The 22,411-nt window shown below is 57.9% G+C and carries 21 protein-coding genes; 16 read left to right on the top strand and 5 right to left on the bottom strand.

What is annotated here, in order from left to right; genetic code table 11:
• Positions 1-174: 174 nt before the first annotated feature.
• Together ACN0XM_RS06020 and ACN0XM_RS06015 are read left to right on the top strand one after the other, a co-directional pair.
• Positions 175-1,431, top strand: coding sequence for an HDOD domain-containing protein (locus ACN0XM_RS06020; RefSeq protein ID WP_417566007.1), 1,257 nt, complete (start codon positions 175-177; stop codon positions 1,429-1,431).
• A gap of 52 nt (positions 1,432-1,483) precedes the next feature.
• Entirely contained in the window at positions 1,484-2,062 is a 579-nt protein-coding gene (locus tag ACN0XM_RS06015; protein ID WP_417566006.1) for an LON peptidase substrate-binding domain-containing protein, read from the top strand.
• On the opposite strand, the gene ACN0XM_RS06010 is transcribed toward ACN0XM_RS06015, so the two are convergent.
• The 3 genes from ACN0XM_RS06010 to ACN0XM_RS06000 are packed head-to-tail and all read right to left on the bottom strand — an operon-like array spanning position 2,059 to position 5,527.
• On the bottom strand, positions 2,059-3,519 hold the full coding sequence (locus tag ACN0XM_RS06010) for a bifunctional DedA family/phosphatase PAP2 family protein (RefSeq protein ID WP_417566005.1): 1,461 nt from the start codon (positions 3,517-3,519) through the stop codon (positions 2,059-2,061). The genes ACN0XM_RS06015 and ACN0XM_RS06010 overlap by 4 nt on opposite strands.
• Positions 3,516-4,514 carry a GGDEF domain-containing protein gene (locus tag ACN0XM_RS06005; protein ID WP_417566004.1) on the bottom strand — a complete coding sequence of 333 codons (999 nt, stop codon included), beginning with the start codon at positions 4,512-4,514 and terminating at the stop codon, positions 3,516-3,518. Before ACN0XM_RS06005 ends, ACN0XM_RS06010 begins: the two co-directional genes overlap by 4 nt.
• The gene (locus tag ACN0XM_RS06000; protein WP_417566003.1) at positions 4,511-5,527 is read right to left on the bottom strand and encodes a GGDEF domain-containing protein; all 1,017 of its coding nucleotides are present in this window, start codon (positions 5,525-5,527) and stop codon (positions 4,511-4,513) included. The genes ACN0XM_RS06005 and ACN0XM_RS06000 overlap by 4 nt, the downstream gene beginning before the upstream one ends.
• A gap of 178 nt (positions 5,528-5,705) precedes the next feature.
• On the opposite strand from ACN0XM_RS06000, the gene ACN0XM_RS05995 reads away from it, so the two are divergent.
• From ACN0XM_RS05995 to ACN0XM_RS05945, 11 genes are all read left to right on the top strand, one after another.
• Positions 5,706-6,962 (top strand): glutamate-5-semialdehyde dehydrogenase, encoded by a 1,257-nt coding sequence (locus ACN0XM_RS05995; RefSeq protein WP_417566002.1) that lies wholly within the window; start codon positions 5,706-5,708, stop codon positions 6,960-6,962.
• Positions 6,963-6,967: 5 nt separating this feature from the next.
• The gene (gene nadD / locus ACN0XM_RS05990; RefSeq protein WP_417566001.1) at positions 6,968-7,618 is read left to right on the top strand and encodes a nicotinate-nucleotide adenylyltransferase; all 651 of its coding nucleotides are present in this window, start codon (positions 6,968-6,970) and stop codon (positions 7,616-7,618) included.
• Between the two features lie 70 nt (positions 7,619-7,688).
• Positions 7,689-8,039 (top strand): ribosome silencing factor, encoded by a 351-nt coding sequence (gene rsfS / locus ACN0XM_RS05985; protein WP_417566000.1) that lies wholly within the window; start codon positions 7,689-7,691, stop codon positions 8,037-8,039.
• A 2-nt stretch (positions 8,040-8,041) separates the two neighbouring features.
• Positions 8,042-8,512, top strand: a complete 471-nt coding sequence (rlmH, locus tag ACN0XM_RS05980) for a 23S rRNA (pseudouridine(1915)-N(3))-methyltransferase RlmH (protein ID WP_417565999.1) — start codon at positions 8,042-8,044, stop codon at positions 8,510-8,512.
• 9 nt (positions 8,513-8,521) lie between these two features.
• Entirely contained in the window at positions 8,522-10,417 is a 1,896-nt protein-coding gene (gene mrdA, locus ACN0XM_RS05975; protein ID WP_417565998.1) for a penicillin-binding protein 2, read from the top strand.
• Complete coding sequence (gene rodA / locus ACN0XM_RS05970; protein ID WP_417565997.1) at positions 10,417-11,559, top strand: rod shape-determining protein RodA; 1,143 nt, start codon at positions 10,417-10,419, stop codon at positions 11,557-11,559. The genes mrdA and rodA overlap by 1 nt, the downstream gene beginning before the upstream one ends.
• A gap of 123 nt (positions 11,560-11,682) precedes the next feature.
• Positions 11,683-12,576: a septal ring lytic transglycosylase RlpA family protein gene (locus ACN0XM_RS05965; RefSeq protein WP_417565996.1), complete on the top strand. Its 894-nt coding sequence runs from the start codon at positions 11,683-11,685 to the stop codon at positions 12,574-12,576.
• Between the two features lie 56 nt (positions 12,577-12,632).
• A complete protein-coding gene (locus tag ACN0XM_RS05960) occupies positions 12,633-13,799 on the top strand; it encodes a D-alanyl-D-alanine carboxypeptidase family protein (RefSeq protein WP_417565995.1) in 1,167 nt (388 codons plus the stop codon).
• Between the two features lie 30 nt (positions 13,800-13,829).
• A complete protein-coding gene (locus ACN0XM_RS05955) occupies positions 13,830-14,099 on the top strand; it encodes a YbeD family protein (protein ID WP_417565994.1) in 270 nt (89 codons plus the stop codon).
• A 5-nt stretch (positions 14,100-14,104) separates the two neighbouring features.
• On the top strand, positions 14,105-14,743 hold the full coding sequence (gene lipB / locus ACN0XM_RS05950; protein ID WP_417565993.1) for a lipoyl(octanoyl) transferase LipB: 639 nt from the start codon (positions 14,105-14,107) through the stop codon (positions 14,741-14,743).
• Positions 14,744-15,027: 284 nt separating this feature from the next.
• The gene (locus tag ACN0XM_RS05945; RefSeq protein ID WP_417565992.1) at positions 15,028-16,473 is read left to right on the top strand and encodes an ABC1 kinase family protein; all 1,446 of its coding nucleotides are present in this window, start codon (positions 15,028-15,030) and stop codon (positions 16,471-16,473) included.
• On the opposite strand, the gene ACN0XM_RS05940 is transcribed toward ACN0XM_RS05945, so the two are convergent.
• A complete protein-coding gene (locus tag ACN0XM_RS05940; RefSeq protein ID WP_417565991.1) occupies positions 16,413-16,856 on the bottom strand; it encodes a YqaA family protein in 444 nt (147 codons plus the stop codon). The genes ACN0XM_RS05945 and ACN0XM_RS05940 overlap by 61 nt on opposite strands.
• 60 nt (positions 16,857-16,916) lie before the next feature.
• Here ACN0XM_RS05940 and ACN0XM_RS05935 point away from each other — a divergent pair, with 60 nt between their 5' ends.
• Positions 16,917-19,043, top strand: coding sequence for a methyl-accepting chemotaxis protein (locus tag ACN0XM_RS05935; RefSeq protein WP_417565990.1), 2,127 nt, complete (start codon positions 16,917-16,919; stop codon positions 19,041-19,043).
• Between the two features lie 167 nt (positions 19,044-19,210).
• Positions 19,211-19,465: a GrxA family glutaredoxin gene (locus ACN0XM_RS05930; RefSeq protein WP_417565989.1), complete on the top strand. Its 255-nt coding sequence runs from the start codon at positions 19,211-19,213 to the stop codon at positions 19,463-19,465.
• 90 nt (positions 19,466-19,555) lie between these two features.
• On the opposite strand, the gene ACN0XM_RS05925 is transcribed toward ACN0XM_RS05930, so the two are convergent.
• The gene (locus ACN0XM_RS05925; RefSeq protein ID WP_417565988.1) at positions 19,556-20,818 is read right to left on the bottom strand and encodes a 6-phosphofructokinase; all 1,263 of its coding nucleotides are present in this window, start codon (positions 20,816-20,818) and stop codon (positions 19,556-19,558) included.
• Positions 20,819-20,973: 155 nt separating this feature from the next.
• On the opposite strand from ACN0XM_RS05925, the gene mpl reads away from it, so the two are divergent.
• Positions 20,974-22,368 carry a UDP-N-acetylmuramate:L-alanyl-gamma-D-glutamyl-meso-diaminopimelate ligase gene (mpl, locus tag ACN0XM_RS05920; RefSeq protein ID WP_417565987.1) on the top strand — a complete coding sequence of 465 codons (1,395 nt, stop codon included), beginning with the start codon at positions 20,974-20,976 and terminating at the stop codon, positions 22,366-22,368.
• The last annotated feature ends 43 nt before the right edge of the window (positions 22,369-22,411 follow it).

Below are 22,411 nucleotides of genomic sequence, written 5' to 3'. Positions count from 1 at the left end.
TGTTGTTACCTGATTTTTGCCTGGTGGCATGAAGCAAAAAACAAGAGGATACCAGATTAGACTCCAGGCGCATGGTTGTTTTCAGGAGCGCTGTTTACAATAGTTAACAGAGTTGCCAAAAATTTTCCGGTTTGAACCGATAATTTCAGGTTCGAACCGATAAGGAGTATGCCTATGGCTGGCCAGGAAAGCCTGCCGCTACGTCGCCTTAAAGAGTTTCAGCCGCTTAACCGGCTGACTGATGACCAGTTGGTTGTGCTTGCCAGCCGTGCTGAACGAAGAACTTACGGCCCCGGCCAGCGGGTTGTTGAGCGGGGCATCCGGGATGGTCTCGATTTCTTCCTGATTGCCGGCAAGGTGGAACTTGAATCCCTTGACGGTCGGAAATCGTTGGTTGAAGCCGAAACCGAGAAAGCCAATACCCCCATCGCGCGCCTGCAGCCCCGAATATACGACGTGACGGCGGTCAAGCCGTGCGAGTTTCTGGTGGTCGAGCAGGAGATTCTCAATCAGCTCTTGCGAGTAGCGCCGGTTGCGCAGGTGGAAATGGACTCCGGGGAGGGTTTCGGCGGCATCGAGAGTGAGGAGCACCATCTGCTGATGGAGTTCTACTCGGAGCTGCGGTCGAACCAGGTCAGGCTTCCCAGTGTTCCCGATGTCGCCTGGAAAGTCCGGAGGGCTGTGGACCGAGAAGAATCCACGGCGGACCAGGTAGCGCTGGCGGTGTCTGCGGATCCGGCCATGGCGGCGAAACTGGTTCGCGCCTGCAACAGTCCTTTGTACCGCGGATTCAGCGACGTCCGGAATGTCCGTGAGGCAGTGGTCCGATTGGGCATGCGTACCACCCGGCAGTTGGTGACGGTGTTCTCCATGCGGGAGGTGTTCAAGACCCGCCAGGCTGCGCTGCAGAAAGAAATGGAAAAGCTCTGGCGCCATTCAAGGGAAGTGGCGGCCCTGTGCTGGGTGCTGGCGGACCATGCCACTCGCCTTAACCCGGAGGAGGCGCTGCTCGCAGGCCTGCTTCACGACATTGGAGTTGTGCCCATATTGGTTCAGGCGGAGCACCACGTAAATCTTTTTGCCGATGAGGGCAATCTGAATCATGCTATTAATGAGTTGAGATCGGACGTGGGCACGGCGGTTCTGGAGAACTGGTCATTCCCGCCAGCGTTTATTGAAGCGGTTCGGCATGCCGAAGACTGGGGTTATGAATGCCGTGAATCGGCTCCGCAACTGGTGGATGTGGTCATCGTGGCGCAATTGCATTCGATGATTGGTTCCAGCCAGAATGCGGAGTTACCTCCGTTTGACCAGGTGCCAGCTTACCGGCGTCTGGGCGAGCTTGAACTCAATGCCTCTCGCAGTTTGCAGCTTCTGACGGAGGCCAGGGCTCGGGTAGACGAAGTTCAGCAATTGCTGTCCATTCGATAATTGTCCAGACCGCGTAAATTGTGGAGTCTGCTTTCTAGTGACTGTTGCGCTTATGAATGTACCACTGTTTCCCCTGAATTCCATCGTCCTGCCCAGGGGAAGGATTCCTCTGCAGCTGTTCGAGCCGCGCTACATCGATATGCTCACCCGCTGCCTCAAGGAGGACCGGGGCTTCGTGGTTGTGCTGCTGAGGGAAGGCGGGGAAGCCGGGCCCACCGCTACTTTCTATGATATTGGTACCTATGTGCGGATCATTGATTTCCAGCAGCTTGAGAACGGGCTTCTGGGAATTACCGTTGAGGGGGCATCGAAGGTGTCGGTGGTCAGCAGCTGGCAGCAGGAAGACGGGCTCAATGTCGGTGATGTTGAGTGCTTGCTTGAAGAGGCGGAGAGTGAGGTGCCCTCGCATTTTAGCGAGCTGCCTTCGGTGCTCCGGGCGCTGTTCCGGCATCCGGTAATCCGGGACCTGAATATGGATATTGACTTCGACGATGCCCGCGATGTGGGCTGGCGCTTGACCGAACTGCTGCCACTGGACAAGCAGGAGAAGCAGAAACTGGTGGAATTGCAGGATCCGCTGGAGCGGCTCAGTCGCCTGCAGGGACTGCTGGAAGCGCTGGAGGAGGGCTAGAGACCCGGACCTATCGGCCGTAAGTTCATGATGGCGTCCTCCCAGGACAGGGCAATGTAGGTTCCTGCAAACACCAGCCACAGTACGGTAGCAATCGCGACGAACACATCCGGTGTCAGGGGCACCCGATCATACCGGCTGTAACTGGCCCTGACTGCTCCGGTTACCGCAAGACCAAGTAGAAGCCCGCCGATCACATCCGTAAACCAGTGAACTCCGAGATAGAGCCGGCTCAGGGCCACGGGTATCAGGGGAAGTGACAGGGTGACGTAAGATTGCCAGCGCTTGCGATTCCGGGTTTCGCCTGCAACAAAACTGGCCAGCAAGGTAACCATCAGCGTGATCCCGGCTGTGTGGCCGCTGGGGAAGGCGCCGGAATCCGGAGGGCTCAGGACTTCATCCGGACGGGGAACGCCGAGCCAGGATTTCAGGCCCCATACCAGCAAAAAGGTCGCCAGGCCGGCAACCATGATATGAACAGCGGCGGCATAGTAGCCCCGGAACAGCAGCGTCGCGCAGGCCAGGGCTCCGGCAGCAATGAGTACAGGCGGATCGCCGAGCAGGGTGATGGTAATGAATGGGCCGTCCAGTAATGGTTGGCGCAGTTGTTCAAACCAGTGCAGGGTGGCCTGATTGAATCCGTCAAGCAAATGGGTTGTCGTGGCCAGTTGACCCCAGATCAGTAGCAGGGCGGTAGCACCTATTGCGAGCATGAAGGAGGCTAGCGGGAATTCTCCCTCCCGGGCTGGTCGCTGGTTAGTGTAGAGGCGCCAGAAACGGTGAGTGGCCTCGTACCGTCCCATCCACTGTTTCAGCCATTGGTAAAAGCGACTATCTTCCCCGAGCCCGAGCTGAAATCGCAAGAGCACGAAATAGACGACAATTAGCGCTGAAAAGCTGATGCCGGTGACCGCATAAAAATGGGCCGGCGGTCGGATTTCGCTGGCCAAGGCGCTGCCTACCAGGAAACCGGGGAAAACATACACTGGCGCCCAGGCGACCGCCGAACCTATGTTGAATGCCAGGAAGCGATGCCAGGGCATCATCAGTGCCCCGGCAATCAGGGGGATTACTGGCCGTACCGGCCCCACAAAACGCCCGATGATGACACTCTTGCCACCGTGGTGATTAAAAAAGCGCTCACCCTTGTCGATGATCCTCGGGTAGCGGCTCAGCGGCCAGACCTTGGTCAGTCGCCCTTGCATCAGACGCCCTAGCGCAAAACTCAAGGTGTCGCCCATGATCGCACCCAAGCCTGCCCAGAGCAGTGCCTCTGCCAGTGGCATCCCGGTTTCACCTGCCAGCAAGGCCATAGCAAAAAGGATAGCGACGCCAGGAACAATGATGCCGGCAATGGCCAGGGATTCAGTGAAGGCGGTGGTAAATAGAGCCAATGCCAGCCAGCCTGGATGCATGCTCAGCCAGGCCGACAGTTCGTTAAGCCAGGCATTGCTCATGTTTCGATGGTTTCTCCGGGGCTGAACCAGGCTGAATCCGGGCCTCGTCTGCGGGCCTCTTCCATGGCCTGATGGGCCCGCTTACGGAGCGTTTCGGTCCGGGTGTCACCGCTGCCACGGGTGGTGCAACCCAGGCTGACGGTTGCCTTACCAACCACCGGCCATTTCTGCTCTGCTATGGTCCGGCGGATACGTTCGGCAATCACTCGCACCCCCTCTTCCGGGGTGAATGGCAGTATCAGGAAAAATTCGGAGTCTTTCAGGGTATACAGGGTGTCGCCGGCACGGATAACCCCAAACAAGTGCTCGGTCATGTGCCGGAATAGTCCCAGAACCTGGTCCTTGCCGTGCAGGTCGGCAACTTCGTTCGCGTAATCAATGCTCAGGTCTATCACGGACAGGGAATGCCCGGTGGCGATTGCCCGGCTGATTTCCTTTTGAAGGGTTTCGTCCAGAAAGCGGGAATTGTGCGCCCCGGTGACCGGATCGGTGATGGCGAGATCCTCGGCGGACTGGGCCATGTGATCGTAATGCCAGATGTACAATGCGGCAACTGAGAGCAGAATGAAGAGCCCCCCGATGACGGTGATTGCGTCAGCCGGAGCCTGCCGCAGGAACAGGATAACCGATAGCGGAATCAGCAGCAGAAGCGACAGCGCCACGCCCTGGCGCAATGACAGAATCAGTAGGTTCAGCGCGACCAAGGGCATGGCCCAGTGGGTAATTCCCGGTGCATCCATGGTCAGCAAGGCGGCGAGCATGCCGCTGTTCAGACCGGAGAGAATGATCAGGTGGCCCGGCGCTGACAGTTGGTGCCGGCGGCAGATGACGGTGTAAATGGCGCCCGCCAGGGTCAGGGCCGCCATGCCTGTGGCCAGGTAAAACAGCTCATAAAAGCCGTACCGGAGATTCTGCATGGCCAGTGTGAAAATAAACAGGCAGGCGATGCTGTAGCCGAAGGCGTGTGTCCAGGTCCTGAGACGCGTTTCAGTCATGAAACTGGCCCCTGTGCTTGCGGCTGGCTCGGTTGCGCCGGCTGTGACCAGGAACTGTAAGCCTGGCTTCGGTTGCCCCCTTGTTGTTGGGCCCTGCGCAGAGCGTTGGCCGCACTTTGTTGAAGCGTATTGGCGTCATCTCCAATGTTGAGCCCGGCAATGCCGGTACTGACGGTGAGATTCATGCCGTGACTTTCCAAAAGTCTCGCCAGTCCTTTGCGGACCGTTTCGCCCCGGGCGATGGCTTCGCTGGTGGAAATGCCTGGCAGAATAACCAGGAACTGGAGATCCGCCACTCGGTAGTAGGTGTCAAAATCCCGTATCTGGGAATGCAGGTAGCGACCGATGCGTGGCAGGATCGAACGGATATCCTCGTCCGGGTCGTTGTCACTCAGGTGGGTGTCAAGCCCTATCATGATAATGGACATGTCCGTACCTTCCCGTTCGCTGCGCTGGATCTCCTTGTGCAGATCGGCAGAGAGGTATTCCCGGCTGGCGGCCTGGGTCAGTTCATCAGTCCGGCGCAGTGGTGCCAGTTGCCGTGTTTTGTAGTCACGCAGGAAGACCAGCAGGGCCGACAGTACTATGGTCAGAAAAAAGGCACTGATCATCTGGTGGCGATCGGCCAGCCCAACGGCCCACTGGGTTGCAATCACCGCCAGAACAATGATGACCAGGGTAATGAGTGCTGCTGCCGCAGGCGGAACAAGAGCAAAAGCAACGAGAGGGATGGCATACAGCCAGTGGCTGAGCACCCAGGGGCCGGTCCAGAAACTGGTCAGAAGAATCAACAGGAGAACCAGGAAGAAAGCCTGCTGAACCCTCGGCCAAGGTTGATTTACCCGACTGGGATGAAATGTATTGCCGGCAATTACAACGCCTGCGGCCGCGCCCGCCGCTGCCGCAACCATGGGTTCACCCAATATGGCACACAGAGCCGCAATGGCGATCAGGGCGACGAAGCCTGCCCGTGAAAACTTGCTTAACAGGAATTTTTCGGCCATTTGGGCCATGGTGTCCTTCCTTTTTCTCAACTCCCTGAAAAAACCTTCCCGAGGTTTCCGAGTATGGCATACCGCAGCGGTATAATATCTGTTTGGGGTGCGTACTTGAAACGGGAAAGGTAAAGTTAGGGACATACTTTCTTATTTGTGCCTTGAAACAGCACTTTGAAAACGAAAAGGTAATTGAATGGATATTGCAGCTTACATGGCTGAGGTAGGGCAGCAGGCACGTGCAGCCGCAACAAGGGTGGCCCGCTCGACCACTGCGGTACGCAATCAGGCTCTGCTGGCGACCGCAGAGGTGCTGGATGCGGCACGGGATGTATTGGCGGTGGCCAATGGCAAGGATTTGAAACAGGCTCGGGAAAATGGTCTCGATGCAGCCTTGCTGGACAGGCTTGAGCTTACGCCCGCTCGGATTGATGCCATGATTGAAGGGCTGAAGCAGGTGGCATCATTGCCGGACCCCATTGGAGCCATTACCGATATGGCGTACCGCCCTTCGGGTATTCAGGTCGGCAAGATGCGGGTTCCCCTTGGTGTCATCGGCATCATTTACGAGTCCCGCCCCAATGTGACCGTTGAAGCGGCCAGTCTGTGTCTGAAGTCCGGAAACGCCTCCATTCTCCGGGGTGGTTCCGAATCGATCCACTCCAATCAGGCCATTGCCCGGTGTCTCTCGGAGGGGTTGGCAAAGGCTGGCCTGCCAGAAATGGCAGTGCAAGTGATCAAAACAACCGACCGCGCAGCGGTGGGTGAACTGATCACAATGCCGGCGTATGTCGATGTTATCGTGCCCAGAGGCGGTAAAGGTCTGATTGAGCGCGTCAGCCGGGATGCCAGGGTACCGGTGATCAAGCATCTCGACGGTGTATGCCACGTCTACATTGACGGCCACGCAGATCCGGAGAAGGCACTGAAGGTTGCGGTCAATGCCAAAACCCAGCGGTATGGCACATGTAATACCATGGAAACACTGCTGATAGATAAGGAAATTGCGGAGGATATTCTGCCACTTCTCGTGCAGGCTTTCGTTGAAAAAGGCGTAGAGCTTCGCGGCTGTGAGCGGACTCGCGCCATTGTTGGCGGAATCTCCGAAGCGACCGAGGCTGACTGGGAAGCCGAGTATCTGGCGCCGGTTCTGGCGGTGTGTGTGGTAGACGGGCTCGACGGTGCTATTGATCACATCAACCGGTACAGTTCGCAGCACACAGACAGCATCGTCACCGAGAATTACACCCGGGCGCGCCGGTTTATCACCGAGGTGGATTCCAGCTCGGTGATGGTCAATGCCTCCACACGCTTTGCCGATGGCTTTGAGTATGGCCTGGGCGCGGAGATCGGTATCTCCACGGATAAAATCCACGCCCGCGGACCGGTTGGGCTTGAGGGACTTACGTCCCAGAAATACGTCGTCTTCGGCGACGGCCACATCCGGACCTGATGCTCATGCATGTGATTTATGGCGGAACCTTTGATCCGGTGCACCATGGCCATCTGCGGCTGGCCCTTGAAATCAGTGACCGCCTCGGGGTCGGGGTCGTCAGTCTCGTGCCCTGTCATATTCCGCCGCACAGGGGGCAGACCGGCGCGTCGTCAGGTCAGCGCCTGGCCATGCTCAGGTTGGCGGTTTCCGGTGAGCCTCAGTTACAAATTGACGACCGGGAGCTGGCGCGGGAGGGCGCGTCTTACACGGCCGATACGCTTCGTCAGTTACGGGCAGAACTTGGCCAGGACGAGCCGCTGGTAATGGTGATCGGCACGGATGCCTTTGCCAGCTTCGATCGTTGGCGTGAATGGCAGGCAATTCCAGATCTTGCCCATGTGGTTGTGGTTCGCCGGCCTGGTCTTGCGCTGGACCCGTCTGGCAAACCGGCTCAGCTGCTGGCGGAGCGGGCTGTGACGGGGTCGGAGGCGTTGCATCGCCGTCCCTGTGGGGCTTTTCTTGAGCTGGACCCGCCGCTTCTGGACATCTCTGCCACTGGAATCCGGGAGCGTATTCGTGATGGTCGTTCGCCCCGTTATCTGTTGCCCGATCCGGTCTGGCTGGAAATTCGCCGCCAGGGGCTATATGGGGCATGCCCCGATGGGAACTTTTAGTGCTACAATCGCGTCTGAATATGACATTTCGGGCGGCCATTCCGGCAAACGCCCGTCCAACAGGGTGATTATGCAGGCAGAACAACTGAAAGACCTGGTAGTAAATGCGCTTGAAGATGTGAAAGCACAGGACATCAGCGTGATTGATGTCCGTGACAGAACCAGTGTCACCGACTTCATGGTTCTGGCATCCGGAACGTCCAACCGACATGTGAAATCCCTTGCCGATTCAGTGGTTGTTGAAGCCAAAGAGCAAGGCATTCGCACGGGCAACGTGGAAGGTGCCGGCGTGAGTGACTGGATTCTGGTAGATCTTGGCGATGTGGTTGTCCATGTCATGATGCCTGCCACGCGGGAATTTTACGATCTGGAGCGGTTCTGGCGCGATGCCCCGGATCTTGGTGTCGCAGGCAGCGAGTAGTCATGCGGCTACGCCTGATCTGTGTGGGGCAGAAAATGCCCGACTGGGTCAGTACTGGATTCGGAGATTACGCGCGCCGTATGCCGCCGGAGCTGTCCCTGGAGCTGGTGGAAATAGCCATGGCTCACCGGGGCAAAAATCCCGATATTCCCAGACTGATGCAGCGTGAAAGTGACGCCATTCTTGCAGCGACGGGCCCGAAAGACCGGGTGATTGCGCTGGAGGTTGGCGGGCGGCTCTGGTCGACCGAAAAGCTGGCCGGCCAGCTTGGAAATTGGCAACAGGATGGCAGGGATGTGAGTTTCCTGGTTGGTGGCCCTGACGGCCTGGCGGAAGACTGCCGGAAGCGGGCCGACCAGCAATGGTCCCTTTCGCCACTCACTCTGCCTCACCCTCTGGTGCGTATCATCCTGGCGGAACAACTTTACCGGGCCTGGTCGATCACGCGAAATCACCCATACCACCGGGCTTAGGGGGCTTCTATGCCGTGGGGCGAGTTCAAGGATACGGCGGCAGAACGCCGGCTTTTCCAACGCCGTACTGTGGTTATGCTGGTGGTCGTTATGCTGGCCGTTGGTGGCCTGCTTGCGCGCATGTATCAACTTCAGGTCGTGGAGCACGACGTATACACAACCCTGTCTGACAAGAACCGAGTACAGGTCCAGTCAGTCCCCCCTCCCCGAGGTCTTGTCTACGATCGCAGCGACATTCTGCTGGCTGAGAACCGCCCGGTTTTCAGCGTGACACTTGTGCCGGAACGTGTTGACGGCATGGATGACACTCTCGAACAGTTGGGTGCCATTCTGGCTATTTCCGAGGAAGACCTTGAGCGCTTCCGGCGCCGGCTGCAGGAGCCCCGACGGCCGTTTCAGGAAATTCCCCTTCGTTATGACCTCAATGAGCAGGAGATGGCTCGCCTCGCGGTGCATCGCCACGAACTCCCCGGTGTGGAGGTGAGTGCCGAGCTCGTCCGGTTTTATCCGCACAGCGAGCTGACAGCCCATGCGCTTGGCTTTGTCGGCCGGATCAACCGGGATGAGCTGCAGCGTATTGATCCGGTGAACTACGCGGGCACCAACTATATCGGAAAGTCGGGTATCGAAAGGTTTTACGAGGAAATCCTTCACGGCCAGGTTGGTTATCAGCATGTTGAGACCAACGCCCGCGGGCGGACCCTGAGGGTTTTGGAACGTGAAAATCCGGTGCCTGGTGAAGACCTTCAGTTGCATCTTGATCTCAGGTTACAACAACGTGCCCATGAGCTGCTGGACGGACGCCGGGGCGCCATTGTGGCGATCGAACCTGACACCGGAGGCATTCTGGCGCTGGCCAGTGTGCCGGGATTCGATGCCAACAAATTTGTCACTGGTATCAGTGTCAAGGATTACCGTGAACTCAGTGAAAGCCGGGACAAGCCCCTCTTCAACCGAGCTCTGCGTGGGCAGTACCCGCCAGGCTCGACGCTCAAACCGATGCTTGCAGTTGCCGCGCTTGACAGTGGTGCCGTCACCCGAGATTACACCATATGGGATCCGGGATACTTCCGCCTGAATGCAGGTGGCAGACTCTGGCGGGACTGGAAGCGAGGCGGACATGGCTGGGTGGATCTCAAAGACGCCGTGGCCGAATCCTGTGATGTCTATTTTTACGAGGCGGCTGTCGAGATGGGCGTGGATAACATGTATAGCTATCTGTCCCGATTTGGCTTTGGAGAAGACGCCGCCCTCGATGTGTCCGGTGCCCTGAGTGGCTTGCTTCCCTCGCGGGACTGGAAGCGGGCCGTCAGGAATGAGCCCTGGTACCCGGGCGATTCCGTGAACTTTGGTATAGGCCAGGGATTCATGCTTGCCACACCGCTGCAACTGGCCACCGCAACCGCCCTGATAGCCAACCGGGGCAGGTGGGTGGAACCAAGGTTGCTCAAGGACATAAAGGGCGATCATCCGGTCGATGAATATTTGCCCGAGGAAACCCATGAGCCACTCAAGCTGAAAAGCCCCGATGACTGGGAGTACGTGGTGGAGGCGATGGTCGAGGTAATGCACGGGCGGAAAGGAACCGCCAGGCGTGCAGCCCAAGGCGCTCCCTACAAGATGGCGGGCAAAACCGGGACAGCTCAGGTGTTCAGCTTGGCTGAGGATGAGGAATACGATGCGGAAGAGATCCGTGAGCGGCTCAGGGACCATGCACTTTTCGTCGGATTTGCGCCGGTGGATAAACCGAAGATTGCTGTGGCGGTGATTGTTGAGAATGGCGGCAGTGGCAGTGGTACCGCAGCCCCGGTTGCCCGGGCTCTGTTCGATGCCTGGTTGCTCGACTATGCTGAGCAGCCGGAAGGCACGCTGGTCAGTGGAGTTGAAGGGCAGGTGTCGAACTGATGGCTTTCAAGACATTACTGGATCCAACCGCAACTAATCCTCTAGGCCGGGAACGGAGCATCTGGACGACGTTGCATCTTGATCCGATCCTTCTGTTGCTGTTGCTACTGCTGGTCGCCGGCGGCTTGTTTGTGCTGTATAGCGGTGCTGACAGGAACCTGGAAGTGGTCAAGGCGCAGGGTATCCGAATGGGTGTGGCATTCGTGGTGATGCTCGTGTTCGCGCAACTGGATCCGTCGGTGTTTCGTCGCTGGGCGCCTTGGCTCTACGGGGCCGGGGTCATATCATTGATTGCGGTCATTCTGGTGGGTGTGGGGGCAAAGGGTGCGCAGCGCTGGCTGGCTTTGCCGGGACTGCCCCGCTTTCAGCCTTCCGAACTGATGAAACTCGTGGTGCCCATGATGGCTGCCTGGTATCTCTCCAGGCACTTTCTGCCTCCTCGGGTCCGGCACGTGGCAGTGGGGCTTGCGATAGTTCTGATGCCCATGGTCATGATCATGAAGCAACCGGATCTGGGCACTTCACTTTTGGTGGGAATGGCGGGCATTTTCGTGGTGTTTTTTGCGGGTATCAGTTGGAAACTGATCGCCGCTTTCGCGGCCATGGTGTCTGTTTCTGCGCCACTGATGTGGTTTTTTGTCATGCGGGACTACCAGAAGCAGCGGGTCTTGACCATGCTGGATCCCCAAAGTGACCCGCTTGGTGCCGGCTGGAATATTATACAGTCCAAAACCGCAATCGGCTCCGGAGGTTTTGAAGGCAAGGGCTGGCTGCAGGGTACCCAGTCGCATCTGGAATTTTTGCCGGAGAGTCACACCGACTTTATCGTTGCTGTATTGGCGGAGGAGTTTGGTTTTATCGGGATGCTGGCTCTGATGACCATGTATTTCCTGATCATACTCAGATGCCTGTATATCGCAGCCACGGCCCAGGATTCCTTCAGCCGCCTGTTGGCCGGCGCACTGACCATGACCTTCTTTATTTACATCTTTGTGAATGTCGGGATGGTCAGCGGACTTTTGCCCGTCGTGGGTGTGCCATTGCCATTGATCAGTTATGGTGGAACGTCCAGTGTTACCCTGATGGCCGCCTTTGGCGTATTGATGTCAATCCATACTCACCGGCGGATGATCGGCGCCTGACCGGAATGCCGTCAACCATGGCCGCCGGGTAATGGTGAAGACCGCGGATAACCCGTTACAATGGAACAATGCTGCCGGAACGTTGATGATGGCGGCCCAGGTGGTCAAGAGGAAATTCGGACTGTGAACTGTAAACCTTCCTTATTGTTCGTGCTGGCGGCGGCCGGGGCAGTAATCCTCAGTGGTTGCGCCTCTGCGCCGGAGACGGATCATTCATCCCGTTATACCCTGAAGACCGACCGGGCACCTTCGGGCAATTTTGATACCTCTGGGCTCAACGATGCGGTTCCCGCTTATGAGGCACCCCGTAGTGCCGGGAATAAGTCCCCCTACACGGTCTGGGGCAAGCAGTATCATGTTCTTGACAGCAACAACGGTTATACAGCCCGGGGCACGGCGAGCTGGTATGGCGAGAAATTTCATGGCCATAAAACGTCCAATGGTGAGACCTTTGACATGTATTCCATGTCTGCGGCTCACAAATCCTTGCGGATCCCCGGGTACGCCCGGGTAACGAATCTTGATAACGGTCGCTCGGTGATTGTCCGGGTTAATGATCGGGGGCCCTTCCATGGTGACCGGATTATCGATCTTTCCTACGCTGCTGCCAAAAAACTGGGTTACCAGTCCCGGGGCACTGCGAGAGTTGAGGTCGCCGCCATCACGGTGAAGCCAGATGGCTCCATGTTTCTTGCCGGCAAGCCCTTTTCGCCGGTGGATGCGGCCGGAACCGCTGAAAGCGCGGTGACGGCAAGCGGCGAGATGGCAATGGAGAATCGTTCGCTGTTCGTGCAGCTGGGCTCCTTCAGTAGCCGTGATCCGGCCGAGAAATTGCTCAGCCAGGTAAGGGCAGTCCTTGAGAACCCGATGCGGGTAAGAGCTGTCGATACCGCCTCCGGACGGTTTCACCGTGTGCAGGTGGGACCGTTCCGGGATGAAGATTCCGCCAGGAAGACCCAGAGTCTTCTGGAGGCCCGTGGATTTGATCAGTCGATCCTGCTGACGGATTCACACTGAACAAGCCAGAAAAGACGCTGAAAAAGAAACACACCCAACGACGAATGAATGGACCCATGGCCTTAAAATCTGCTTTCCGAACACTATCTGTTGTCTTTGTACTGATGCTTGCCCTGACCGGCAAGGTGATGTCGCAATCGGTGCTGATCCCGTCGCCTCCCCAGATTGCCGGCAGCTCCTATGTCCTGATGGACCCGAAAAGCGGCCGGATCATCATGGAAGAGAACAGCCATGAGCGTCTTCCGCCTGCGAGCCTGACCAAGATGATGACCGCCTATATTGTTGAGCGGGAGCTGGACGAGGGGCGGGTCTCCATGTCCGACATGGTCCCGATCAGCGTCAAGGCCTGGAAAACAGAAGGCTCCCGCACCTTTATAAAGGAAGGGACCCAGGTTGCAGTTGAGGATCTCCTCAGAGGGGTGGTTATCCAGTCTGGTAATGATGCCTCGGTGGCGCTGGCCGAGTTCGTCGCCGGCAGTGAAGGTGCCTTTGTCGATATCATGAACCAGCAGGCGCAGTTGTTGGGCATGAAAGACACCCATTTCGAGAACGCGACCGGTCTGCCGTCTCCCGATCATTTTTCAACCGCTTACGACCTGGCCATACTGGCCCGGGCGATTATTAATGACTACCCGGAAAACTATCCGATCTACGCTGAAAAGCATTTCACCTACAACAACATCCGCCAGCCGAACCGGAACAGCCTCCTGTGGCGAGACAGCAGTGTCGATGGCCTGAAGACTGGCCATACCGAAGAGGCCGGATACTGCCTGGTGGCTTCGGCCAAGCGTAATGACACCCGCTTTATTGCCGTAGTTATGGGCACAAGTAGCACGGAATCCCGGTCACAGGAGGTTCAGAAGATGCTGAACTACGGCTTCCGTTATTATCAGAGTGAACGCCTGTTCCGGGCCGGACAGGAGCTGATTGAGGCCCGTATCTGGGGCGGCCAGTCTGACCAGGTCTCGATCGGCATGGCGGACGATGTTTACGTCACCATTCCCCGGGGCTCAAGGGAGAGTCTTGAATCAACGGTAGACCTTGATTCTGTGATCAAAGCACCCATCAAAGTGGGAGATGAGCTGGGACGGGTGAAGGTTTCTTACAACGGTGAAGTTCTGGTTGACCAGCCGGTACTGGCCCTGACCGATGTCCCCGAGGGCGGTTTCTTCAAGCGCATCTGGGACGCCATAAAGCTCTTTTTCGTTCAGTTGTTTCAGTAGGGTGACTTTGGTCCCCGGGAGTAGAGCGGCATGAGCCAGCCGAAAGCACCAAAAATTGAGTTTCCATGCGACTACGTGATCAAGGTGATTGGTAATTCTGCGCCGGATTTCACAGAGTTCGTGGTAGCGGTTGTGGAACAGCACGCGCCGGGAATCTGCGAGACGGATGTTTCGGTTAATGAGAGCAGCAAGGGGCGCTTTTCATCGGTGCAGCTGAAAATCGTGGCCACCGGCGAGCCCCAGCTGAAAGCCCTGTTTGAAGAGCTGAAGGCCAGTGGCCGTGTGCACATGGTGCTCTGACCCTGATGACTGAGCTGATGGTCCGGTACCTCGGAGAACAGCCCTACCTGGAAACCTGGGAGGCGATGAAAACCTTCACCGCCAGTCGGGATGATTCCGTGGCGGATGAACTCTGGTGTCTTGAACATCCCCGGGTCTATACCCAGGGCCAGGCGGGCAAGGCCGAGCATATTCTGGCACCCGGAGATATCCCGGTGATTCAGGTGGATCGCGGCGGCCAGGTGACCTATCACGGCCCGGGTCAACTGGTGATCTACCTAATGATCAATCTGTCCCGGAAAAAACTGGGTATCCGCAGCCTGGTGGACGAGATTGAGCAGGCCATCGTCCGCACCCTCGCTGGATTGGGAGTGGATTCCGCGCCACGACCGGATGCGCCGGGTGTCTACGTGGGCGCGTCCAAAATTGCGTCACTCGGTCTCAGGGTTCGCCGCGGCTGTTCTTTCCACGGGCTGGCCCTGAATGTAGACATGGATATGGAGCCCTTCCGACGCATCAACCCGTGCGGCTATGCCGGTATGGCCATGTGTCAGGTCCGTGATTTTGTACCGGGCGTAACTGTGGCCGATGTTCAGCAGCGGTTGTCGGATCAGTTGGTCCGCGGGCTGGGTCACTCACTGGTGGAATTTCGTCAGGGCTGGTAGTTCAGGCTTCCGTCTCGCTGTCGTGTCCACAGACCCGGTTACGCCCTCAGATTTTGCCCGGTAAAGCGCCTCATCGGTTCGCTGGAGGAACCGGTCAATGGATTCGGACCGCCGGATGGTTGCAACGCCCACACTGAGTGTGGCCCGAACCTCAGTCTGCTCGGTACATTGGCCCCATGGACGGTCAGGCCGGGTCGACGGGGTTAGGTCAGCCCACCGGAGTATCCGTATAATGGTGCAAGCCGCCAAACGTGGTGAAATTCTCTGATCCGTACAGGTCATTCATGTCATCCAGACGTTCAGGAAACTCTGTTTCCCGCATCAAGACAGGTAGCTTTGAACGCCGCTTAAGCCTGACTCGTGCCGGTTTGTATGCTGGCACACGGATGGCCTCGCACATGGCGACCAACTGGTTCAGCGGCAAGGAGAACCGGGAAAAACGCCACCGGGCCATGCTTTCAAGTCAGGCGCGCTTCCTGGTGGACGAGCTTGGCCAGCTCAAGGGCAGTGTGGTCAAAATCGGACAGGTGATGGCCCTGTATGGCGAGCACTTCCTGCCCGATGAAGTGACCGAAGCTTTGCACACACTGGAAGACCAGACGACCTCATTGGAATGGCCGGCGATTGAACGGGTGCTGGTGGCGGAATTGGGCGAGGACCGGCTGGCGCAACTGGACGTGGATCCAGAGCCCATTGGTGCCGCCTCCCTGGGCCAGGTGCACCGCGCCCTGCGCCGAAGCGACGGGCTTGAGCTGGTTCTGAAGGTACAATACCCGGGCGTGGCTGATGCGGTGGACAGTGACCTGAATGCCGTTGCCCAGCTGCTCCGGGTTGCCAGGCTGGTCAGTTTCGGCCCGGAGTTTAACGACTGGCTGGAAGAAGTCCGGGAAATGATGCACCGGGAGGTGGACTACCGTCTGGAAGCGAAGACGACAGAAAAGTTCCGCCAGATGCTCGCCCAGGATCCTCGGTTTATCGTGCCGATGGTTCTGCCGGAATTCTCAACTGCGCATATCATCGCCTCGACCTTTGAACACGGCCACTCAGTCAGTTCCCAGGCCGTCAAAGACCTGCCTCTGGCACGCCGAAGTGCGTTGGGGGAGGCGGCACTGGAGCTGTTTTTCCGGGAGCTGTTTGTCTGGGGTGAAATCCAGACCGACCCCAACTTTGGCAATTACCGTATCCGGATCGCCGGTGAAGAGGGCGAAGATCCCGGGTATGACCGCATCGTCCTACTCGATTTCGGGGCTGTGCAGGTTTACTCGGATGAATTTCTCAAGCCGGTAATCCAGATGATCAGGGCCTCGTATGAGAACGATCTGCAGGCGGTAATCGAGGGTGGGGTGAAGTTGCGGTTCATGAGCGCGGAATGGCCGGAGGAAGTGCTTCACAAGTTCGGTTCGGTGTGCATGTCGGTACTCGAACCCCTGTCCAGTGACAAGGACTCCTGGCCGGATTATGCCGTCAACAGTCATGGCCAGTACCGCTGGAAGCAGAGCGACCTGCCTTCCCGGGTGGCCCGCCAGGCCGCCCGCTCCGCCATTAACCGATATTTCCGGGTGCCTCCCAAGGAGTTCGTGTTCCTGAATCGCAAGCTGATCGGGGTTTACACCTTTATTGCCGTTCTGAACGCCGAGTTTGATGGCGAGCCATTGTTGCGTAAATACCTCTATGGCGAGGGCGACGATGCCCCGGATGCTTCGGCCACCAGCCAGAGCACGAAGGCGTAGCGGACACCTTTGCCGATACCCACCAGGATAATGAAGTTCAGCCAGGGCACACGCATGATGCCACCCACCAGGGTCAGCGCATCGCCCCCCAGGGGCAGCCAGCCCATCAGCAGTGACCACTGGCCATAACGATTGAAGCGGTTCCGGGCCTTGTGCAACTGCAACTCGCTGACCGGAAACCAGCGTTTGTGCTTAAAGCGATCCACTTGCCGGCCGATAACCCCATTAACGACCGAGCCGAGCGTATTGCCCAGCGTTGCCCAGAACCAGAGCCACCACCAGGAATAACCCTGGGTGACCATGGTGCCAAGCAGGATTTCCGAGTAGGCAGGCAGCAGCGTGGCGGCGGCGAACGCGGTCAGAAATAGCGTCAGGTAAGCCACCGGGCTCTCCTTGCGTTACGATGAAATGAATCTCCAATACCCCGCAGGTCTGGCTATACGATGAAACAGTTATCGCTCCGCTTCAAGCTCTATGCCCTGGTGGTGTCACTGCTCCTGATCATGGGCGTCAGTATCGTTGTTACTGCCCAGTTGTCACTCGCGGACATGGAGAAACGGCTCACCGCTGAAACCCGGAGTACCGTGCAGGGTATTGTGATGGATCAGCTTGCCGCAACCGCCGGAAAATACGGCGAGCTGGTCAGCGGTCAGTTTGCAACGGCATTTCGGACTCCGGAAGTTGTTCGCAATGTGATTATCCGCAATATCCAGGCAGACAGCTCCGGTCGTATCAGCCGCACAGCCCTGCAAGAGACCGTGGGCGCGGTGCTGGAGGAGCAGAAGAGCCTCAGCTCTGTTTACGCGCAGTTTGAACCCGATGCCTACGATGGTCAGGACCGCTATTTTACCGGTGGTGTTGAAGAGCACAGCAGCGACGAAGGTACCCTGGAAATCTATTACTACCGGGATCCGAGCGGCAATGTGGTGTTCAGCCGTACCGAAGATCCCGCCACCAAATACCTGGAGGGTAAGAACGAATTCGGAATCCGGGAGGCCGAGTGGTACCTGTGTTCGCGAGATACCAAATCGCCCTGCATCATGGAACCCTACGATTACGAAATCAGCGAAGGGTATTCTGAGCTGATGACCAGTCTCGTGGTACCGATTCAGAATGATGGCACCTTTGCCGGTGTGGTTGGCGTGGACATCAACCTGTCGACACTGCAAATGACCATCGCCGGAGTCAGCCAGGAGCTTTTCGATGGTCAGTCCCGGGTAACCCTGCTCAGCGGGCAGGGTTTGATTGCCGCGTCCAGCCACTACACGGAGCATCTTGGCCGCCCTCTGAAAGAAGCGATTCCCGACCTTGCGGACACCTTTGCCGGGCTGCATCAGGGCGAGGGTACCTACGACGATGGGCAAACCCTGGCGGTTGCCTACCCCGTGGCCATTCGCCTGCCGAATACCCAGTGGTCGCTGCTGATCGAGTTGCCCCGGGACGCAGCCCTTGCCAGCGTGTCCGAAATTACCGGTCTGCTATCCAGTGAAGTCGCCGCCACGGCTACCCGCCAGACCCTGGTGGGTATCGGCGTGGTTGTTGTTGCCATTATTGCGTTGGTGCTTCTGGTCCGCTCGGTGACTCGCCCGCTGGATGAGATCCGCGACCGGATGAAGAATCTTGCCAGTGCCGAAGGGGATCTGACTCGTGAGCTGGAAATTGACACCCATGCGGAATTGATTGACCTCGCTGGCGGATTCAACGCCTTTCTCGCCCGGCTGCGGGAAATGATCAATGATCTGAAGGGAGTGAATGCCAAGGTTCATGAGCAGGCCCGGGATGTCGGCGCCATTGCGGATGAGACCGACGAACAAACCACCCGGCAGCATCAGGATATCGACAGTGTGGTGGCGGCCATGAACGAGATGTCCGCGGCTGCAGGCGAGGTGGCAGGATTTGCCGGCGAGGCGGCCGACAACGCCAGGATGGCACAGGACGGTATCCGGTTCACTCAGGATACACTCTCCTCTGCGGTGAATGGTGTGAGTGCGGTTGCCAGCGATATGGGCGAAGCCAGCACGGCAATCGGTCGCGTGGCCAATCGCAGTGAGGATATCAACCGGATCATTGATGTGATTCGAGGCATTGCTGAGCAAACCAATTTGCTGGCACTGAACGCGGCCATCGAGGCGGCCCGGGCCGGTGAGCAGGGCCGAGGCTTTGCCGTGGTTGCCGACGAGGTGCGCACACTGGCCTCCCGGACCCGGGAATCCACCGATGAAATCAGCGGCATGATCGACGGCCTGAAGCAGGATGTGAGCGGCGCTGTCTCCGTTATTCAGAGCGGCGTTGACCGGGCCACCTCGGCGGTTGATGGCACCCAGGAAGCTGCCCATTCGTTGGCCACCGTCGTTGACCGGATCGGAACCATTGTCGAGCACGTGACCCAGGTGGCCACGGCGGCGGAAGAGCAAAGCTCTGTGAGTGAGGAAATCAATCGCAACCTGACCCACATCGGCGATGCTGCCAACGATCTGAGAGTGCTGGCCGGCCGGGTCAAGGGAAGTGGCCAGGCGCTGGACAATGAGGTGCAGGTGTTGGAGCGGGAGCTCAGCCGCCTGCGAACCTGACAGCCCGCTTGATGTATCGCAGGGACGCGAGGGTCTGAGCCAGGTATCGTTGGCCACTATGGCGGCGATTCAAAGCATCAATTTTCAATTCGGCCATGCCGTGTCATCATTCTCTGACTATTTTGCCAGTCTCAAAATTTTTCGCTACAGACGTTTTGGAGGTCTTTATGGAGCAGGTCACGATTTACGGCCGTTCAAGTTGCGGATTCTGTGCTCGGGCAAGGGACCTGTGTGAAACCAGAAACATCCCCTATGTCTGGGTCGATATGATCGAGAAAGGCATGAGCAAACAGGATATTGCCGAAAAGATCGGCCGGCCGGTACACACCGTGCCGCAGATTCTTGTTGGTAACCATTACGTTGGTGGCTTCGACCAGTTTTATGCGTACGTGCGTGAACATGATGCGGCACTGGCGCGCTAACGGTTCGCCGTGACTCCGTTAACGAAAAAAGGGCCTGACAGTTGATCTGTCAGGCCCTTTTTTTTGCCCTGGAAGGGCTGAAGCCCTGACCTAAAACCGAAACTCGGTTTTTAGCTTTTTTTCGACCAGAGAATTCTGCAGCTTGGCAACCCGCGGCAGCCCATTGTCGAACGGCGGGAAACTTTCCCCGAAAATCAGGGGTTCCAGGTAGTCCCGGCAATCCTGGGTGATGCCGAAACCATCGTCGGTAATGTAGTGAATCGGCATCTTCTTTTCCTGGTTCGCCACTTCGCTCAGAGGCGCCTCACCAATCTTCCAGCGGTAAGGTTTGGCCTGTTCGCGAACGATGGTGGGCATCAGCGCCTGTTTGCCATCCAGAGCCATTTCCACTGCGGCCTTGCCAACTGCGTAGGCCTGTTCGACATCGGTGGCCGAGGCAATGTGGCGAGCACTGCGCTGAAGATAATCGGCCACGGCCCAATGGTACTTGTGACCCAGGGCCTGCTTGACCATGTTGGCGAGGGCGGGAGCTACGCCGCCGAGCTGGGTATGGCCGAAGGCATCCTTGGCACCGGCATCGGCCAGGAATCGGCCGTCTTCGTATTGGGCACCTTCGGAGGCGACGACAACACAGTAGCCATACTCCTTAACGCAGTGGTCCACGCGGGCCAGAAAACTATCGCGATTGAACGGAATTTCCGGGAACAGGATGACGTGGGGTGGCTCTCCTTCTCCCTGGCCCGCCAGCCCGCCGGAGGCCGCAATCCAGCCGGCATGGCGCCCCATGACTTCGAGGATGAATACCTTGGTTGAGGTCTCGCACATGGACTTGATGTCCAGGCTTGCTTCCATTGTGGAGGTGGCAATGTATTTGGCCACCGAACCAAAGCCCGGACAACAGTCGGTGAACGGCAGGTCGTTATCGACGGTTTTGGGAACCCCAATGCAAGTGATGGGATAGCCCATTTTTTCAGAGATCTGGGACACCTTGAATGCAGTGTCTTGGGAGTCCCCGCCGCCATTGTAAAAGAAATAGCCAATGTCATGGGCCCGGAACACTTCAATCAGACGCTCATACTCACGAGGATTTTCGGTAATGTTCTTCAGTTTGTGCCGACAGGAGCCGAAGGCGCCGCCCGGCGTGTGAATCAGTGCCTGAATGGCATCGTCGCTCTCGACACTGGTATCAATCAGCTCTTCTTTCAGGGCTCCGAGAATGCCGTTGCGTCCCGCAAATACCTTGCCGATTTTGTCCGGATGCTTGCGGGCGGTCTGAATCACCCCGCAGGCACTGGCATTGATGACGGCGGTGACACCGCCGGACTGAGCGTAAAATGCGTTTTTGATAGCCATCTCGGGCTGGTGCCTCCTGCTGGTTCGACAATGGCGCTGATGATACGCCAAACGCGGCCAATTTTCATGAGCAGGATTGCGGATAGCTTGGCTCTTGACGGGCATGGGCGGATACGGGAGGCTTGTCGGGTTTCAACGGAGAGGGCAGTCGCCGAATGCACATTCATATTCTTGGAATCTGTGGCACGTTCATGGGCAGTCTGGCCGTTCTGGCCCGGGAACTTGGGCATACAGTGACCGGTTCTGATCAGGGTGTATACCCCCCCATGAGCACCCAGCTGGAGGCCCAGGGCATCGGCCTGATGGAGGGTTACAGCCCGGACCATCTGGAGCCACAGCCGGATCTCGTGCTTATTGGTAACGCCATGTCCCGTGGCAACGCCGAAGTGGAAGCCGTGCTCAACCGCAACATAGACTATATGTCCGGACCGGAATGGCTGGCGCGGGAGGTGCTACGGCACCGTTGGGTGCTGGCAGTGGCGGGCACTCATGGCAAAACCACGACCACCGCCATGCTGCTCTGGATACTGGATCAGGCCGGATTCGAGCCAGGATATCTGGTAGGTGGGGTTCCCCGGGATTTTCCGGTGTCGGCTAGCCTTGGCAACAGCGATTTCTTTGTTATCGAGGCGGATGAGTATGACAGCGCCTTTTTCGATAAGCGCTCCAAATTCATCCATTACCGGCCCCACACCCTGATCCTGAACAACCTGGAGTTTGACCACGCGGATATTTTCGAGAACGTTGAAGCCATTGAACGTCAGTTCCATCACCTGGTCCGGACCGTACCCTCCCAGGGGTTGATCGTGCGGCCTGCGGTGGATGGTCACCTGGATAATGCCCTTGCTATGGGCTGCTGGAGCCCGGTGCAGGATACCGCCATTGGCAGCGAGACCCCGCGTATCGCGGACTGGCGGGCGGAGTTGCTCTCCGAGGATGGCAGCCGGTTCCTGGTGATTCACCACGAGCAACCGGTGGCGACCCTGAAATGGGATCAGACGGGCCTCCATAATGTCCGCAACGCCTTGTCTGCCATTGCCGCCGCCCGCCATGTGGGTGTCACTCCGGATCATGCGGTGGCGGCCTTGTGCCGGTTCTCCGGGGTTAAGCGGCGGATGGAATTGCTGGCGGATATCGGTGGTGTGCGGGTATACGACGATTTTGCCCACCACCCGACGGCCATTGCGACCACTCTTGAGGGCTTGCGCAATCAGGTGGGTGATGAGCCAATACTGGCGTTGATCGAACCGCGCTCAAACACCATGAAGCAGGGCGTCCATCAGCAAACACTGCTGCCCAGCGCCGAAATGGCAGACCGGGTTCTGTGGGCCAACCTGAACGAGATGGACTGGCTGCCTGCACTGATTTCCGGTTGGCAGGAGCTCAATGCCGGCTCCGATCGGCACCGGGTCGAAGCTACGGTGGAGGGATTGCTGACTCGGGTATTGGAAGATCTGCCCAGCCCCTGCCACATTGTGATCATGAGCAACGGAGGGTTTGGCGGCATTCACGGTAAACTCATTGCCGAGCTTGAGCGTATCCGTGGCTGATCCGGCACGGCCGGTGGCTTCATTTGACTGACGAGTGGCGGAA

The organism is Marinobacter sp. (assembly GCF_048269445.1).
Lineage (GTDB): Bacteria > Pseudomonadota > Gammaproteobacteria > Pseudomonadales > Oleiphilaceae > Marinobacter.
The sequence above is the reverse complement of the archived record's forward strand: the minus strand, read 5'-3'. Positions and strand labels throughout refer to the sequence as shown.